Here is a 15,980-nt window from a genome sequence, read left to right as displayed (position 1 = left end):
ACGGAGCCAATATGGCCAAGAAAGGAAACTTCTATTCGATCGGTCCCGGCATGCGGATGGGCGAGCAAGTCGTCGAGCTGCGCATCTATGACGACATCGGCTTCTGGGGAAAGTCGGCAGCGGACTTCATCCAAGAGCTGGATGCCGCCGCGTCCACGGGAATGAAAATCGTTGTGGCGATCAATAGCGGCGGGGGCAGCGTGTATGACGCTTTTGCCATGTACAACGCCCTGCGTCGCTACAGCGGACGTACCGTCGGCCGGGTCGACAGCGTGGCCGCATCTGCCGCCACGTTGCCGCTCATCGCCTGCGACACAATCGAAATGCCGGAAAACGCTCAAATCATGATCCACGAGCCGACCACGGTGGCGTGGGGGAATCTTGCGGAACTGAAGGCGTCCGTGTCGCAGATGGAGAACATCCTCGACAGTGTCATTTCCGCGTACGTCCGTCGCAGCGGGCAGCCGGCCGAGAAAATTGCAGAGATGATGGAGGCCACGACGTGGCTGTCGGCCCTCGACGCGCAGGCTATGGGCTTCTGCGACGTGATCGAAGAGCCGGTCAAGATCGCGATGTCCACCAATTCGCGGGAGCTTCTTTCCCGCTTTCCCAATTTGCCCGAGCCGCTGAAGATGCTGGTGGACGGTGAGGCTCCGGCCGGTGATCCGCCCTCCCCGAAGCCGGTGGACCCAGAACCCGCGGACCCCAAGCCGAACGATCCGGCTCCGGCCGATCCCGCGCCGGCCGATCCATCACCCGCTGATCCCGATCCGGTGCCCCCCGCACTGCCTGCGGGCCTGCCCACCGCTTCTGCCATGTTGAAGCACGTCTACGCATCTTGCCGGGCCGAGGGCATTCCGCATCTTGCCGAAGGCGTGCTGATGAGCGGCGCGTTGGTCGGCGAGGCACAGGCCAATCAGCGCGTCGTCCAGGCGAAAGAGATTGCGGGCATCTGCATGGCAGCCAAATTGCCTGACAAGGCAGCCGAGTTCGTAGCCCAGGGTCTGGACGTTGATCAGGTCCGCGCGCGACTGTTCGACGCGGTGGCAAGTTCGTCGAACCAGCAAATCAGCAATACGCATCGTCCCGAGCCGGCTGCAGCGTCGAACGCTCCGGCTTTGTCTACAACCAGCATTTACGAGGCCCGTGCTGCTGCACGCCGCCGCGTGCCCTAAGCAGTCACTTCATTCCTGGAGAGAGCATGAATACCTTGCAAGAAAAGCCCCGCACCGCCGAGTTTTTGCTGTCCGAAGGGGCCGGCGAAATTTCGCGCGAAAAGATCACCCTCGCGGCAACCGCAACCGGCTATCCGTCCGGTCAGGTCTTGGGGGTGATTACCGCATCGAAGCACTACGCCAACTACGACCCCGCCGCAACCGACGGGACGGAGAAGGCGGCCTGCGTTCTCTACGGCGCCGCGGAGGCCTCGGATGCGCCGCAGCCGGCCACCGGAATCGTGCGACTGGCCGAAGTCACCGCTTGGTCCTTGACCGGCCTGGATGCCGATGCGCGGGCGGATCTTGCCCCGGCGTTTCTGGTGGTTCGCGACTAGTCGAATTTCCACCTGCGTTCCCCTATCTCTTGATTCCGGCCCGCTTCTCGCGGGCCATTTCTATTCTGGGAGCCATACATGGCCCATATCGACATTTTCAAAGACGACGCTTTCAAGCTGGGTTCGCTCACCGCTACGGTCAATACCTCCCCGGAAGGTCAGGCCGTTCCGACCACGCTCGACTCCCTGTTCGATGAGGAAGGCGTGACGACGACGACCGTCAGCATCGAGCGTTCGAACGGCAAGCTGGCCCTCGTGGCAGACGCGCCCCGCGGCTCGCCGGGCGCTTCGTTGGAGCCGGACCGCCGCGACCTCATCCCGTTCAATACCTTGCATTTGCCGCTGCGCGACACGATCTATGCGGATGAAATCCAGAACGTCCGGGCCTTTGGCACGGAATCGGAACTGGAAGTCATGCTGTCCGTCGTGAACAAGCGCGCGAACAAGCTGCGCAAGGCCATTGATGTGACCCTGGGTTACCACCGCCTGGGCGCCGTGACCGGGAAAATCTTGGACGCCGACGGCCAGCGTGTGCTGCTCGACCTGTATCAACGCTTCGGCTACACGCAGAAGACGGTGAATTTCGCGCTGGGGACTGCGTCCACCAAGGTGCGTCAAAAGGTGATCGATGCCAAGCGGCAAGCGGAAGATGCGCTGGCTGGCGAAGCGGTGATCGTGGGCTGGCTTGGCGTCGTGGGCCGTGGCTTCTACGACGCGCTCACGGGTCATGACAGCGTTGAGAAGGCATTTGATCGGTGGAAGGACGGCGAGTTCTTGCGCCAGGATCTGCGCTCGGGCTTCATGTTCGAGGGCGTCGAATGGAAGGAGTATTACGGCAAAGTCGGGGGTATCTCGTTCATTGAGCCGGACGATGCTTACCTCATCCCGATCACCAGCGACGATCTGTTCCAGACGAAGTTTGCTCCGGCAAACCACATCGACGCCGTGAATACGATTGGTGTTCCGTACTACGCCAGCCAAGAAATCTTGCAGCACGGCGTCGGCGTTGACCTCAAGGTGCAGTCGAACCCGCTGACGATCAATACTCGTCCCAACGTCGTTATCAAGCTGAAGAAGGCTTGATGGCAATGCGCTGGGACAACGCCATATTTGATGAGGCGTTCGACGCGGCGGGGATGCGGGAGCCGGTCAGGTTGATCGGCTCCGTGCCTCTTGTCGAGTTCCAGGCCAGGTTCGACAGGCCCGGTGTGATCGACGAATCCACGATGGTGCATTCGACCGACTACGAAATCGAATTCACCAGCGCGGACGCCCCTGGCCTGAGGTATCTGAGCGAACTAGACATTGCCGGGCAACGCTATCGGGTCCGCCAGCAACCGGTCAGCGTTGGCGACGGGCACTGGACGCGGGCGCTTTTGGAACGCCTGACATGACCACGCTTGCACTGACCTACGTTCAAGAACTGCGGGCGGCCTTGAAAGTGGCGGGCTTCCCTGCCGTGATGGAGCCGTCCCCAGTACGGGCAATCACCAGGGAAGACCCTCAGGTGGTTTCCGTTCAGTTGGGGGCGGAATCTGTCGAGAGCATGGCAGTTCCCCGCGTCACTCGTGTGCGCGAAATCCACCTGATCGTCCATACCTGCGGTGACGATCACCTTGCGCTGGCGGAGGCTGTGTTTGAAGCGGCTCACCCCCTGGTAATGGGCTACGGCGGGCAAAATATCGTTGCGGTTGCTGAGTTCGGCACCGACGAGCCGAAGTATGCCAATGGCGACCTACGGCGCCAGGTCGTGACCCGGCGCTATCGCATCACCTATCGGACCGACGAGCAATCCCTTAGCGGGTAGTCGTCCGATCCTGGGAGCATCAAATGTCCACACCCAAAACCAGCGCTGCCGCGGTCATGATCAATCAGGCCGAGGCGGGCGCCGAAGTCCGCACTACTGCCCAACCCTCCGCCGGTTCGCCCGATCAATACCACGGGCAGGGCGGCAGCTACCTGCGCGGCCCCGAGACAGGGGAGCGCGTGCTCATCGAGCGCACCGGCCCGTGTGATTGCGCAGGCTAAGCCGAGCGAAACCACTCCCCGGTAAACATGGAGCCATAAATGGCAAAATCGATTCGAAAGACCTTGCTGCTGGCGAAGATCCAGACCGCAGCGGGCACCGACCCTGTGCCGACCGGCGCCGCGAATGCCATTCTGCTGCGCAATGTCACCGCCACGCCTCTGTCCGCCGAGTTTGTGGAGCGTGCGCTGTTGCGCCCGTATATGGGCAATTCCGGGCAGATCGCTACGACGCAGTACGCCCAGATTGAGGGCGAGGTGGAACTTGCCGGCTCGGGAATGGCCGGCACGGCTCCTGCTTGGGGGCCTCTGCTGCGCGCCTGCGGATTTTCGGAGACGGTCACGGAGGACACCGACACACGGTATTTGCCCGTATCCGACAACTTCGAACGGCTGACGCTGCATTACTACCTCGACGGGCTGTTCCACAAGATTCTTGACGCGCGCGGCACTGTTTCCTTTGACCTGACGGCCAAAGGCATTCCTTTCATGCGCTTCCGCTTCATGGGCGCGTATCAGCCCATCACCGACGGCGCAAACCCTTCGGTGGTCGATTACGCCGCCTTCCAGATCCCGAAAGGTGTCAACAAACAGAACACGCCGACATGGTCCCTCGGTTCGTACTCGGGCTGCCTTCAATCGCTCAACTTCGACATTGCGAACCAGCTTGTATGGCGCTCCCTTATCGGCTGCGAGGGCGCAGAAATCACCGACCGCCAGCCCACTGGAAAGATCGCGCTGGAACTGCCTACGATTGCCCAGCTTGACTGGCCGACGATGGTCCTCGACGGGGCCGGAAAGCCGGTCTCCATTACGCACGGCACCGTGGCGGGCAACATCGTCGAGATCAAGGCTCCGTCCGCCCAGTTGACCAACCCCGCGTATTCCGAGCAAGACAACGTGGCGATGTTGGAACTCGACATGAACGTGAATCCCGGCGTTGCCGGTAACGACGAGTTGGAAATCATCGTCCGCTGAGCCGCACAAGCTCTAGTCCATCAAATTCAAAACTCTGCGCCCGGCATACCCGGGCGTTTTGCATTCCGGGAGAAAGAAGCATGGCATTCGTAACAACCAAGCGCGCGGTCGCCGCGTGCCCGATCAAGGTTGAGGTGCATGGCGAGAACGGCGAGGCCGTCGCCATCGAGTTTATTGCTCAGTACAAGCGCCATACGCTGGATCAGGTCGCCGACCTCCAAGACTCGATGGCCAATGCTTTCAATGAGCGCCTGGGGCGTCCGCCTGTCGCGCGTGCGAAGCCGGCGCCCAAATGGCCGTACTCCACCGATGTGGAGTTCATCAAAGACAAGATGACGGGCTGGCTGGGCGCTCGCGATAGCCAAGGCGAAGCGATTCCGTTTACCGCGAAGTCGCTGGGTCAAGTGTTGAGCGACTGGCCGGAAATCGTTGTGCCTCTGTTCAACGGCTTCTTTGAAGCCCACCAGCAGGTGCGCGAAAAAAACTCGTAGCGGCCGCCCGCCATTGGGCCATGGGCGGGAAGGCTGAGCAATCGGCAGGTGCATTCGACGCTGATGTGGTCGTACTCGAAGCACTAGCCAAACTCGGTGCGCCGACCGAAGTGCTGGAGCAGGCACAGACCAGCGAACCTGAGACGCACTTCGAGGTATTCGATGACAACTGGCCCACTCTCGAAGTGTTCCTGCAACTGGCGACGTGCTGGTCTTGGCTTGTTCCTCCCATGGGAACGCCGATACGTGCAGGAATCCCGGCCATCGAGATTCAGGCCACGATCCAAATGCTACTGCCCAGCAGCTCTGACCACCGCCAGGCGTTCCGGGATATCAGGGCGATGGAAAGTGCGGCGCTGGAAGTATTCATGGCTGCGCAATAGCGCCAAAAGATGCACACGGTAGTGGGCGGGATGACATGACAGAAAAGATCCTTGGCGTAACGCTGACCGCGAACGAAGCGGACTTGACTCGCGGATTTGGCGCGGCCGAAGCGGCCACTACGCAATTTGCGGCCAAGACGGAAGCTGCTCTGGGGCGGGCGGGCGTCGCCACCTCCCAAATGGGAGCAGCGGCGGGGCAGATGAATCAGGCGGTCAATGCCACCGCTACTGGCGGACGCGCCTTCACCCAAACGTCTGAGCGGTTCGTGCAGGCGCTTGAGCGGCAAGTGCTCGCGATTGGGAAAACTCGATCAGAGCTGTTGGAGCTGCAAGCCGCTGAGCTTGGCGTGGGCAGCCGCGCTGCGCCGCTTATTGCACGACTGCGCGAGCAAGAGGTTGCCATGGGGGCGGCTGGCCGCTCCTTCGACAAGTATGGGAACTCCGCTGCGCAAACGGCGGCCGCCATGCGGGGCGTCCCGGCCCAGCTGACCGACATAGTTGTCTCCCTCCAAGGGGGGCAACAGCCGATGACTGTTTTGCTTCAACAGGGCGGCCAGCTTAAGGATATGTTTGGTGGCGTCGTGCCTGCGGCGAAGGCGCTGGGCACCACGCTGCTGGGATTGATCAGCCGGTACACGCTGGCGGCGGGGGCTGTTGCTGGTTTTGCGCTGGCCGCTAATGCGGGGCATGAAGAGGCGCAACGCTGGAATCGCACAATACAGCTAACTGGCAATTACGCTGGCGTCACGGCTGGCAATATTCGCGCCATGTCCGCGGCTGCGGCGTCGTTCGGTGGCGGAAGCCTTGGGAATGCCCGACAGGCGGTTGAGGCGCTTGTAAGCACCGGTCAAATTACGAAGCAGACCATCGAAAGCCTTAGCGGCACGATGGTGCAGCTGCGACGTGTGTCGGGCCAGTCCATGGATGACATCTCCAAGGACGTTGCTCGGATGCCGGAGGGCGTTACGAAGTGGGCGGAAGAGCACAACCGCTCAATGAACTTCATGAGCCTGGCTCAGTGGGACTACATTCGCACGCTGGAGGAAACCGGGGCGCGCGAGGCAGCCATGCAGGCGACCTCCAAGGCGTTGCATGACTACCTAGGCTCCGAAGCGACCCAGAAGGTTGGCATTCTGGAGCGCGCGTGGAAAGGGTTGAAGTCAGAGGTGACCGGCGCCTGGGAGGCAATGAAGGCGTTCGGACGTGATGCCACCTACGACGACAAGATTGCTGACGTCGAAGAGCGGATTCGGAACCGCGAGCAGAGACTGGAGCGCGGGGCTCTGTCTGACATCAACCGGCGCCGCACCGAGATGAATCTCGCCGCGGACAGGGCTGAGCTTGCAAGCCTGCAAGATCAAAAGGGTGTCGATGAGGCAGCCGCGCAAGCCAAGGGATTGAACGGCGCTGCAAACGCTGGATCAATCGACGCAGCTAAGCGGCTGGACGCCTTCGACCGCGAGAACAACAAGGTCAAGCAGCTCAATCTGGCGCTAGAAGAAAACCTTCGGCTTGAGAATGCGATCCGCGCTGTCAACCCAAATGACAAGCGGATATTGCCTGAAGCGGTCAAGGCGCGCGAAGCGGCGACGCGCAAGAAGTTCGAAGACAAAGGGGCGTCGGGCGCTGGGCAGAGCGGGATATCTGCACAGCTTGCAGCGATGCAGGCCCAGGCCCGCTTGCGCGAGGAAGCGTTGCGCGACGAAACAACGGCGCTCGAAGGTCAACGGGCGGCGGGGTTGCTGTCGGAAGAGGATTTCATCCGTCGGCGTGCCGCTGCTCAGCGGGCCGCGCTTTCCGACGAGCTGGCAATCGTCCGTCAGCAAGCGGAGGTGGCCGGAGGCAAGAAGCAGCTGGCCGAACGCGAGCGATATCTTGGCCGCGTGCAGGAATTGGAGGCTCAGATTGCGCGGTCGCAGCAGCAAGAAGCGACCGACATAGAGAAGTACCAGGCCAAGATCCGCGGGGCGCTACGGGCGACGCAGTTGGACATTGGCAACTACCGCGAGACGCGCGACTTGCAGGTCAGCCGGCAAATGAACGCGCTGACGTTGGGCAGCAATGACCGAGCGTTGGCCGACTCGATCAATCAGGCGCAGGACCGCTTCAGACGCATTCAGGACGGTTTCACCGACAAGATGCTTCGCGAGGGCGGGGCGGGCGCGTTGGATTCCGAGCAGTATCGGCAAGGCATTGCGCAGATCGACGCTGCGATGCAAGCGCAGGTGCAGCGCGAGCGCGAATACATGCAGCAACGTATCGCCATGCAAGGGGACTGGAAGAACGGCGCGCTGCTCGCGGTAAACGAGTGGGTCGACGGTTCGGCCAACTTGATGGCGCAGTCGCAGCAGGTTTTCTCTTCTATTTTCACGGGAATGGAGAACGCAGTGGCGTCTTTCGTGACCACCGGCAAGGCAAATTTCGGGGACTTCACAAAGAGCATTCTTGCCGACATGGCGAAGATCGCAGCGCGCCAAGCAATGCTCGGGCTAGTCACGAGTATTGCGGGATCGCTGTTTGGCGCGGCTTCGGGTGCTGCGGCCGGTACTGAAGCTATGGCGAGCAGTGTCCAGGCTGCGGGTGGCGACGGCATCGGATCGCTGATTGCATCCAACGGTTGGGGTGTGGCGAACGCAAAAGGGAACGTCTATACGTCGCCCAGCCTTTCCGCGTATTCGGGTGGCATCTATGACACGCCGCAAGTGTTTGCCTTCGCCAAGGGAGCGGGTGTGTTCGGCGAAGCCGGCCCCGAGGCCATTCTCCCTTTGAAGCGAGCGGCGGACGGAAGCTTAGGCGTCCGTGCGCAGATTCCGAACGCAGTTGCCGGCGGCGCTGGCAATGGGTCGAGCCGTCCGGTGCAAGTGTCCATCTACGTTCAAGCCGGCGAGCAAACTCAATCGGAGTCGACACCAGGCTGGGATCAGTTTGGCAAGGAGATTGGCGAGTTCGTCGACGCCCGGATTAATCACCTGCTGGCGCGCTCTTATAAGCCCGGCGGCGCGGGCTGGAACGCGCGAAATAACAGGTCATAGACATGGAAATTTTCACGTGGTGCCCTCGAAGGAATCCGCAGGGCAGTGTCACCTTTCGCACGTTGACCGCGCAATTTGGCGACGGGTATGCCCAGGTCGCGCAGGACGGAATTAATTCGCGCAGCGAGTCGTGGCCGTTGGAGTTCTTTGGCACCGAGGCTGAAATTCTGCCTATCAAAGAGTTTCTTGACCGCCACGGCGGTTGGAAGGGCTTTCTCTGGGCCCCTCCGTTGGGCCAACAGGCTGTGTTTCTTGTGGACGGTGGTTATCGGCCAGTACCCCTCGGTGGCAGTTGGTTCACGTTATCCGTCACATTCAAACAGAAGTTCGTTCCCTGACAAGTATGCAAACACTCGATACCATTAATCTTGGGCAGGCGCCCAATGACGGGACCGGTGACGAACACCGGACTGCGTTCCAGAAGGTCAATTCCAATTTCAGCAAGGTCGTGGAGGGCATTGGTGAGGTCGGCGACGCGGCGCAAGATGCGGCCGACGCCGCCCAGACCGCAAGCCAACTGGCATCGGAGGCAATTCCTGCGGTTGAAAAGGGCAATGCCGGCGGTGTTGCTCCCCTGGACGATGCCGGAAAAGTTCCGGCTGAACACCTTCCCGAACAGGAAGAGTTCATCCCCATGGCCCAGAAGGGTGCTCCGGAAGGTGTGGCAACCCTGGGCGAGGATGGCAAGGTAACTCCCGGCCAATTGCCGAACGCTGTGGATGCAATCCCGCTGGCGCAGAAGGGGCAGCCGGGAGGCGTTGCAACGCTGAACGCGCAAGGCTCGATTCCTGAAAGCCAATTACCTGACCTTTCCTTTGTACCCCAGGCGGAGAAAGGGGAGCCTGGGGGCGTAGCGACACTGGACGTAGATGGCCTGGTTCCCGAAAGCCAGTTGCCTCCCATTCCCAGCGGGCCGGCCGTTGGTACTCCCGATTGGTGGCCTCTCCGTTCTTCCATTCCGGCAGGCCAAATTCCTCTGGACGGTCAAACCGTCAGCCGCGCCACCTACCCCGATCTTGCCGCCATGGTGATCGCAGGAACTCTGCCTGTTGTTGCCGATGCCGCGTGGCAGAGTGACCCTACGCAGCGGGGCATGTACACGTTGGGCGACGGTTCGACCACCATTCGCGTGCCGGACATGAACGGTAAGGCGGCTGGATCGCTTGGTGCGGTTTTCCGGCGTGGGGATGGAGCACGGTCGGCCGGTGCTGGAGGGGCGCTACAGACAGACGTTGTCGGCCCTCACGCGCACACGACGACTATGGCGTTTGCTGTCGGAAGTGGGAGTGTGTGGGCGGCCGGTAACGGTGCGTCTGCGACATACACCCTGGCCAATGGCGCGGGAGTAGGCACTGAAACGCGGCCGCTGAACGTAACCGGTGTTTGGACGGTGCATGCGTTCGGAGCCGTGGTCAACCCCGGTAGCGTGGACGCTGCCCAGCTAGCCAGCGACTTGGCGACAACGCAGGCGGAACTGGCGCTGGTGAGGGTCGGTGTCTTCGGCATTGATCAGTCGATGCAAAACGTTATCGCTGACCGTGCAAGCGGGACCAACTACACGAATTCCACTAACAAGCCGATCATGGTTTTCATCCAGGCGGCGACCACGTCAACAGGCGGGAACATCTACGCCACCGTGAGTGGCGTGATATGTGCGAGAAGCTACATCGGAGCAACAAGCGCAAAGGTCGCTATTCAATTCATGGTGCCGCCTGGAGGGGCCTACAGCGTGGACAGAGTTGCGGCGAGCATTGAATTGTGGAGTGAGTACCGATAATGCAAACGTTCAAAGACGCCGACACCGGCCAATTCTGGCAGTTTGAAGACGACGTTACCGTTCAGGAAGTAGCGGGCGGTCGGATCTTCGTTTCTCCGCACATCGGTCAGCTTACAGGTGTGCCGCTGACCTTGGAACCGGCCGAGTATGTTGAGCCGGAACCAGGGGTGTTGGTGCCACAAATCGTCAGTAGATTCCAAGGCCGTGAGGCCATGTGGCAGACGTCGCACGGTGAAACGACCCTGTTCGAAGCGGCCGAGGTGATCATCGACCATTCGGATACGCCTGCGATGTACAAGCGCGCCTGGGCCGACCTCCAGGAATTCCGGCGTGATAGCGAGATGTTGCAGGACATCGCGGCATTACTCGGTCTGACTGGCGCCAACTTGGACGAGCTTTTCATCTTGGCTGCTGGCATCGAGGCATGAAGGGGCGGGGATGAGAATTTACGCGGATGTGCAAAAGCTTGAGGTCGGCGGCCTTGTCGACCTATACGAGCTTGACGCCAGCGGCATCGGTGGAATCCTGCAGCGGTTCCACGGATACACCCAGGTCGGCCCGATCTGGTGGCAAGGAAATCAGTACGATCCGTGGCCGATTAAGGCGGAGGGGTTCGAACAGGTCGGGGAAGGCCAGCAGCCCACGCCCACGCTGTCTGTGGGAAACATCGGGCAGGATGGCGAGGGCAACCCCATTGCAGGCGTGATATCGGCCCTGTGCATCTACCTGGACGACCTGGTGGGGGCGCGGGTGGTGGTCCGGCGCACGCTTGCGAAGTACCTGGACGCGCGCAACTTCGCGGACGGAAACCCGACGGCGGCGCCCGAAGAGGAACTACCGCCCGAGGTCTGGATCATCCAACAGAAGACGGTCGAAACGGCCGAGGTCATTGAGTTCGAACTTTCGAGCGCCCTGGACTTCAACGGGCAGATGCTGCCGGCCCGCCAGATCATCGCAGGCGTCTGCGGCTGGCTGACCAAGGGCGGCTACCGCGGCACGTACTGCGGGTACACCGGGGCGCGTATGTTTGACGTGGAGGGCCGGCCCGTGACGGATCCAGCCCTGGACCGTTGCTCGGGCCTGCTTACCGACTGCAAGAAGCGTTTCGGCGAGTACGAAGTGATCAATTTCGGCGGCTTCCCTTCGGCGGACCGCATCAGGGGATAGTCATGCGCAAGAAGACGATGGTGGCCCTTCGCGCTCACGCGGTGGCCGAATATCCGCGCGAGTGCTGTGGCCTGGTGGTGCTGCAAGGTCGGCGGGAGGTGTATTGGCCCTGTCGCAATCTCGCGGAAGGAACGGACCACTTTGTCCTGGATCCGCAGGACTACGCCGCGGCGGAAGATGCCGGCCGTGTCACAGCCGTGGTGCATTCGCACCCGGATATGCCGGCGACGCCAAGCGAGGCGGACCGTGTTGCGTGCGAAGGAACAGGGCTGCCCTGGTTCATCGTTGCCGCGGCCAAGGACGACGCCGGCCAGGCCGTGACGGGCGACCTGTTCGGCTTCGCGCCAGAGGGGTATCAGGCGCCGCTGCTCGGCCGCCCGTTTGCCCACGGCATCCTGGATTGCTACAGCCTGGTGCGCGACTGGTACGCCCGGCAGCGGGGCGTCGTGCTGCCGGACTTCCAGCGTGCGGACGGATGGTGGGAGCCGGGGAAGGAGGGCGATTTGTACATGGATCACTACGCCGAGGCGGGATTCCGGCCGCTGTCCGCTGGCGAGCGGATTGCTCCGGGGGACGTGGTGCTGATGCAGATCCGTTCGGACCGCGCGAACCACGCCGGGATTTTCATCGGGACAGAGCCGCTGACGGAAGAGCCGGGGCTGTTCCCGGTGCCCGATGCAATGCTGCAGCACCTGTACGGACGGGATTCGGAGCGCGTGGTGTACGGAGGGTACTGGCGCGAGTCGACACGCCTGGTGCTGCGATACGAGGGTTTGACATGAGCGACACGTTGCGGGAAGTGCGGCTGTACGGACGCCTGGGCGCGAGGTTCGGCCGGCTCCATCGGCTGGCCGTCAGCAGCACGGCAGAGGCCATTCGGGCGCTATGCGTGCTGGTGCCTGGGTTTGAGCGGGAGCTTAGCGATAGCGAGGCGCACGGCGTGCGCTATGCGTGCTTCATCGGGACGCGGAATATCGGAGAAGGTGAAGTGCGGCACCCCGTTGGAAGCGAGCCGATTCGCATCGCTCCCATTCCCGCCGGCGCAAAGCAAGGCGGGCTGTTCCAGGTAATCATGGGCGCGATTCTGATCGTCGCCGCGATCTACTTTCCGCCGGCGGCTGGGCTCGCCGCGTTCGGTGCGCAGGGGGCAATTGTCGCACCCATGATGATGTCGATGGGCATAGCAATGGCGATGGGAGGCGTTGTCCAAATGCTCTCGCGGCAGCAGAAGGGGCTGAGCGCTGCGGACAGCCCGGAGAATGGGGCGTCCTACAACTTCAACGGCCCGGTGAACACGTCAGCACAAGGCAACCCAGTCCCGCTTCTATACGGGCGGATGATCGTGGGAAGTTCGGTGATCTCCGCGGGGATTTTTGCTGAGGATCAGGTATGAATCTGGATTATCGACCAGCCAACAGGGCGCCATCGGGCGCCCTTGTTGTTTTTGGCGCCAAGCAACCGCGTCGTGTGCCGATATCAGGGTTCGGCGGTGGGAAAGGGGGCGGGGGCGGGCGTTCGCCTCGTGAGGCCCCGGACAGCCTGCACAGTACGGCGTTTGCACGGGTTATTGATCTGGTCAGCGAGGGCGAGGTCTACGGCCCCGCACACGGCCTGGCCGGCGCCATGCGCGATGTCTATCTGGATGGAACGCAAGTAGCGAACGCGGACGGGTCTCTGAACTTCCCAGGGATTTCGATCGACTTTCGCACCGGGACGCAAACGCAGGACCCGCTGCCTGGATTCCCCGCGTCTGAGTCCACCTCGGGCGTTGGCATCGAACTGACGAGCGCCGTTCCCTGGGTGCGAACCATCACCAATGTCACGTTGTCGGCCGTTCGCATCACGCTGGCAGTCGCAGGCCTGAGCAAAGCCAACACCAGCAATGGCGATATCGGCGGCTATCGCGTGGAGTACCTGGTCGAACTCAGCACCGATGGGAGCGCGTTTCAGCAGGTGCTGTCGAGCGCCTTTGACGGCAAGACGACACAACGATATGCGCGGTCGCACCGCATCGATTTGCCTGCGGCGAGGACGGGGTGGTCGCTGCGTGTTCGTCGGCTGACGGTCAATGCCAGTAGCAGCACGATCTCGGATCGGACCTATATCGACAGCCTGACGGAAATTGTGGATGCAAAGCTGCGGTATCCCATGTCTGCGGTCGTGGGCATCAAGATTGATGCATCCCAGTTCCAGACGATTCCCACTCGCGCCTATGACTGGAAGGGGCGGATCATCCGTGTTCCGTCGAATTACGACGGGGATAGCCGTTCCTATTCCGGGACGTGGGACGGTACATTCAAGCTGGCCTGGACGGATAACCCTGCGTGGATCTTCTACGACCTCGTCAGCAATGACCGCTACGGCCTGGGTGAACGCATTCCGGCTGGCTGGCTGGACAAGTGGGGCTTGTACCAAATTGGTCGGTACTGCGATGAGTTTGTGCCAGATGGATTCGGAGGACTGGAGCCGCGATTCACTTGCAACTGCTATCTGCAATCCGCCGCAGATGCGTACCGCGTCTTGCAAGATCTGGCGTCGGTTTTTCGCGGAATGGCGTACTGGGCCAGCTCGTCGGTTCTTGCCGTTGCGGACATGCCCGGCGATCCGGTCTACACGTTCACATCCGCCAACGTTATTGACGGCAAGTTCAGCTATGTTGGATCGGCGCTCAATACCCGCTATACGGTCGCGCTGGTGTCGTGGAACGATCTGGACGACATGGGGCGCCAGAAGGTCGAGTACGTGGAGGACCGGGAGAGCCTGGCGCGATATGGTCTCAAGCAGATTGAGGTGAGCGCGTTCGGCTGCACGTCGCGCGGCCAAGCGAATCGGGTCGGAAAGTGGCTTTTGCTGACTTCGCGTATGGAAACGCGCTCGGTGTCGTTCTCAGTGGGCCTGGACGCTTGCCGGGTTCGCCCTGGCAGCATTATCCGGGTGTCGGACCAGCATCTGGCGGGACGGCGTATCGGGGGGCGCATCCGTGAGGCAACGCGCACGGTCGTCACGGTAGACGCAGAACTGGGCGTGCGCCCCGGCGACCGCCTGGTCGTGAACCTGCCCAGCGGCGTGGCGGAGACCCGGATAATCAGTTCGGCGGTCGGCGAAGGCCTCACTGCGGACATGACCAGGTTTACGGTCGATTCCACCGAGTTGACGGCGGACCTGATCGGGTTGCCGGGGACCGTCTTGAACATCACTGTGACTGCGCCATTCTCGGAAGTGCCCGAGGCGGAATGCGTGTGGACACTGGAATCCGAGGAGCTTTCTGCCCAGCGGTTCCGGGTACTGGGGATCAAGCGGGGCAACGGCCTGACGGCGGAAATTTCCGCTATCCAGCATCAACCGGGCAAGTTCGCCAATGTCGACTTCGGCACGCGGCTGGAACCGGCACCGGTCACCGTCATTCCGCCTGGTGTCCAGCCTCCGCCGACCGACGTGGTGATCGAGTCCTACTCTGTGATCGACCAGGGATACGCTAGCCACACGGCGGTCTTTTCGTGGAAGGCTGCGGCCAACGCCGTTGCCTACGAGGTGCAGTGGCGCCGGGACAATTCGGACTGGGTGAATCTGCCCCGCACGGGATCAATGAGCATCGAGGTACCCAACATCTTCGCCGGGGGCTTCATGTGCCGCGTGCGGGCGCTGAACGCGCTGAACATCCCATCCATCTGGGCTTCGTCGGTGCTGACGCAACTGGACGGCATCATCGGGCCGCCGCCGGTCGTCACAAGCCTGGTCGCTACCGGGCTGCTGTTCAGTATTCAATTGGATTGGGGGCTGCCCACGGGACCGTCGATCATCGATCACACGGAGTTGTTCTACGCGGAGACTCCCAACCTGGAGAACGCCATTCCCTTGGGGAACTTCGCCTTTCCGCAGAACACCCACACGCTGTTCGGCCTGCGCGCTGGCAAGGAGCTTTGGTTCTGGGCTCGGCTCGTGGACAAGAACGGCGTGAAGGGCGACTTCTACCCGGCGGGCATGGGCGTTCGGGGGATGGCGAGCGACGACGCCGGGCCTATTCTGGATCAGATCGGCGGCAAGATCGAGGAAAGCATGCTGGGCCAGGATTTGATCGAAAAGATCGATTCCGGGGGCGGTGCTGCGACTGAGATTAAGCAGGTGCAGGACGGTTTGAACGCGATGGTCAGCATCAAGGCCGGCGTCACGGTCAACGGTCAGTACTACGGCGCCGGCATGGGCGTTGGGGTGGAAAACACGCCTGAAGGTATGCAGACGCAGGTGCTGTTCTTGGCCGACCGCTTTGCCTTCGTCAACCTAATCAATGGCATTGTCTCCACGCCATTCGCCATCGAGAACGGGCAGACATTCATTCGATCCGCGTTCATCCAGGATGGCACCATCACGAATGCCAAAATCGGCGAGTACATCCAGTCAAACAACTATGTGCCGGGGGTCTCTGGATGGCGCATCGACAAAGCCGGGAACGTGATGGAAATCAACTCGCCGCTGCCGGGCGGTGGGCGCATGAGGATTACCTCACAACAGGTGGTTGTCTACGATAGCAACAACATCGACCGAGTGACGCTCGGCTATATCCCCTAGGAGGCCCGA

At 61.7% G+C, this 15,980-nt stretch carries 17 protein-coding genes; all 17 read left to right on the top strand.

Going from position 1 to position 15,980, the window contains the following annotated elements:
• Positions 1-11: 11 nt before the first annotated feature.
• The 17 genes from CVS48_RS24415 to CVS48_RS24335 all read left to right on the top strand — a co-directional run bounded on the left by CVS48_RS24415 (position 12) and on the right by CVS48_RS24335 (position 15,971).
• Complete coding sequence (locus CVS48_RS24415) at positions 12-1,175, top strand: head maturation protease, ClpP-related (protein WP_167401050.1); 1,164 nt, start codon at positions 12-14, stop codon at positions 1,173-1,175.
• Between the two features lie 26 nt (positions 1,176-1,201).
• Entirely contained in the window at positions 1,202-1,552 is a 351-nt protein-coding gene (locus CVS48_RS24410; protein WP_100856698.1) for a head decoration protein, read from the top strand.
• Between the two features lie 78 nt (positions 1,553-1,630).
• Positions 1,631-2,635, top strand: coding sequence for a major capsid protein (locus CVS48_RS24405; protein WP_100856697.1), 1,005 nt, complete (start codon positions 1,631-1,633; stop codon positions 2,633-2,635).
• Positions 2,636-2,640: 5 nt separating this feature from the next.
• Complete coding sequence (locus CVS48_RS24400; protein ID WP_145964668.1) at positions 2,641-2,946, top strand: head-tail joining protein; 306 nt, start codon at positions 2,641-2,643, stop codon at positions 2,944-2,946.
• Positions 2,943-3,359: a hypothetical protein gene (locus CVS48_RS24395; protein WP_100856695.1), complete on the top strand. Its 417-nt coding sequence runs from the start codon at positions 2,943-2,945 to the stop codon at positions 3,357-3,359. The genes CVS48_RS24400 and CVS48_RS24395 overlap by 4 nt, the downstream gene beginning before the upstream one ends.
• Positions 3,360-3,382: 23 nt before the next feature.
• On the top strand, positions 3,383-3,580 hold the full coding sequence (locus tag CVS48_RS24390) for a hypothetical protein (RefSeq protein WP_100856694.1): 198 nt from the start codon (positions 3,383-3,385) through the stop codon (positions 3,578-3,580).
• 39 nt (positions 3,581-3,619) lie between these two features.
• The gene (locus CVS48_RS24385; protein ID WP_100856693.1) at positions 3,620-4,555 is read left to right on the top strand and encodes a phage tail tube protein; all 936 of its coding nucleotides are present in this window, start codon (positions 3,620-3,622) and stop codon (positions 4,553-4,555) included.
• Between the two features lie 80 nt (positions 4,556-4,635).
• The gene (locus CVS48_RS24380) at positions 4,636-5,046 is read left to right on the top strand and encodes a hypothetical protein (RefSeq protein WP_100856692.1); all 411 of its coding nucleotides are present in this window, start codon (positions 4,636-4,638) and stop codon (positions 5,044-5,046) included.
• A gap of 20 nt (positions 5,047-5,066) precedes the next feature.
• Entirely contained in the window at positions 5,067-5,429 is a 363-nt protein-coding gene (locus tag CVS48_RS24375; protein ID WP_100856691.1) for a DUF1799 domain-containing protein, read from the top strand.
• Between the two features lie 35 nt (positions 5,430-5,464).
• Positions 5,465-8,461 (top strand): phage tail tape measure protein, encoded by a 2,997-nt coding sequence (locus CVS48_RS24370; RefSeq protein WP_100856690.1) that lies wholly within the window; start codon positions 5,465-5,467, stop codon positions 8,459-8,461.
• A gap of 2 nt (positions 8,462-8,463) precedes the next feature.
• Positions 8,464-8,799, top strand: a complete 336-nt coding sequence (locus tag CVS48_RS24365) for a phage tail protein (RefSeq protein ID WP_197723138.1) — start codon at positions 8,464-8,466, stop codon at positions 8,797-8,799.
• Positions 8,800-8,804: 5 nt separating this feature from the next.
• The gene (locus tag CVS48_RS24360; RefSeq protein WP_100856688.1) at positions 8,805-10,238 is read left to right on the top strand and encodes a phage tail protein; all 1,434 of its coding nucleotides are present in this window, start codon (positions 8,805-8,807) and stop codon (positions 10,236-10,238) included.
• Positions 10,238-10,666 (top strand): hypothetical protein, encoded by a 429-nt coding sequence (locus CVS48_RS24355; RefSeq protein ID WP_175121084.1) that lies wholly within the window; start codon positions 10,238-10,240, stop codon positions 10,664-10,666. Before CVS48_RS24360 ends, CVS48_RS24355 begins: the two co-directional genes overlap by 1 nt.
• Before the next feature lie 10 nt (positions 10,667-10,676).
• The gene (locus CVS48_RS24350) at positions 10,677-11,405 is read left to right on the top strand and encodes a phage minor tail protein L (RefSeq protein ID WP_100856687.1); all 729 of its coding nucleotides are present in this window, start codon (positions 10,677-10,679) and stop codon (positions 11,403-11,405) included.
• Positions 11,406-11,407: 2 nt separating this feature from the next.
• Positions 11,408-12,187 carry a C40 family peptidase gene (locus tag CVS48_RS24345; protein WP_100856686.1) on the top strand — a complete coding sequence of 260 codons (780 nt, stop codon included), beginning with the start codon at positions 11,408-11,410 and terminating at the stop codon, positions 12,185-12,187.
• A complete protein-coding gene (locus CVS48_RS24340; protein WP_100856685.1) occupies positions 12,184-12,798 on the top strand; it encodes a tail assembly protein in 615 nt (204 codons plus the stop codon). Before CVS48_RS24345 ends, CVS48_RS24340 begins: the two co-directional genes overlap by 4 nt.
• Positions 12,795-15,971: a TipJ family phage tail tip protein gene (locus CVS48_RS24335; RefSeq protein WP_100856684.1), complete on the top strand. Its 3,177-nt coding sequence runs from the start codon at positions 12,795-12,797 to the stop codon at positions 15,969-15,971. The genes CVS48_RS24340 and CVS48_RS24335 overlap by 4 nt, the downstream gene beginning before the upstream one ends.
• Positions 15,972-15,980: the final 9 nt, after the last annotated feature.

Origin of the sequence: Achromobacter spanius (assembly GCF_002812705.1) — a bacterium.
Classification (GTDB): domain Bacteria; phylum Pseudomonadota; class Gammaproteobacteria; order Burkholderiales; family Burkholderiaceae_B; genus Achromobacter; species Achromobacter spanius.
The sequence above is the reverse complement of the archived record's forward strand: the minus strand, read 5'-3'. Positions and strand labels throughout refer to the sequence as shown.

What these genes read in the sequence shown, in the direction of transcription:
- CVS48_RS24335 (WP_100856684.1), top strand. Translation starts at nt 12,795, where the DNA reads ATGAATCTGGATTATCGACCAGCCAACAGGGCGCCATCGGGCGCCCTT.
- CVS48_RS24380 (WP_100856692.1), top strand. Translation starts at nt 4,636, where the DNA reads ATGGCATTCGTAACAACCAAGCGCGCGGTCGCCGCGTGCCCGATCAAG.
- CVS48_RS24395 (WP_100856695.1), top strand. Translation starts at nt 2,943, where the DNA reads ATGACCACGCTTGCACTGACCTACGTTCAAGAACTGCGGGCGGCCTTG.
- CVS48_RS24360 (WP_100856688.1), top strand. Translation starts at nt 8,805, where the DNA reads ATGCAAACACTCGATACCATTAATCTTGGGCAGGCGCCCAATGACGGG.
- CVS48_RS24390 (WP_100856694.1), top strand. Translation starts at nt 3,383, where the DNA reads ATGTCCACACCCAAAACCAGCGCTGCCGCGGTCATGATCAATCAGGCC.
- CVS48_RS24415 (WP_167401050.1), top strand. Translation starts at nt 12, where the DNA reads ATGGCCAAGAAAGGAAACTTCTATTCGATCGGTCCCGGCATGCGGATG.
- CVS48_RS24365 (WP_197723138.1), top strand. Translation starts at nt 8,464, where the DNA reads ATGGAAATTTTCACGTGGTGCCCTCGAAGGAATCCGCAGGGCAGTGTC.
- CVS48_RS24405 (WP_100856697.1), top strand. Translation starts at nt 1,631, where the DNA reads ATGGCCCATATCGACATTTTCAAAGACGACGCTTTCAAGCTGGGTTCG.
- CVS48_RS24385 (WP_100856693.1), top strand. Translation starts at nt 3,620, where the DNA reads ATGGCAAAATCGATTCGAAAGACCTTGCTGCTGGCGAAGATCCAGACC.
- CVS48_RS24370 (WP_100856690.1), top strand. Translation starts at nt 5,465, where the DNA reads ATGACAGAAAAGATCCTTGGCGTAACGCTGACCGCGAACGAAGCGGAC.
- CVS48_RS24355 (WP_175121084.1), top strand. Translation starts at nt 10,238, where the DNA reads ATGCAAACGTTCAAAGACGCCGACACCGGCCAATTCTGGCAGTTTGAA.
- CVS48_RS24340 (WP_100856685.1), top strand. Translation starts at nt 12,184, where the DNA reads ATGAGCGACACGTTGCGGGAAGTGCGGCTGTACGGACGCCTGGGCGCG.
- CVS48_RS24345 (WP_100856686.1), top strand. Translation starts at nt 11,408, where the DNA reads ATGCGCAAGAAGACGATGGTGGCCCTTCGCGCTCACGCGGTGGCCGAA.
- CVS48_RS24400 (WP_145964668.1), top strand. Translation starts at nt 2,641, where the DNA reads ATGCGCTGGGACAACGCCATATTTGATGAGGCGTTCGACGCGGCGGGG.
- CVS48_RS24350 (WP_100856687.1), top strand. Translation starts at nt 10,677, where the DNA reads ATGAGAATTTACGCGGATGTGCAAAAGCTTGAGGTCGGCGGCCTTGTC.
- CVS48_RS24410 (WP_100856698.1), top strand. Translation starts at nt 1,202, where the DNA reads ATGAATACCTTGCAAGAAAAGCCCCGCACCGCCGAGTTTTTGCTGTCC.
- CVS48_RS24375 (WP_100856691.1), top strand. Translation starts at nt 5,067, where the DNA reads ATGGGCGGGAAGGCTGAGCAATCGGCAGGTGCATTCGACGCTGATGTG.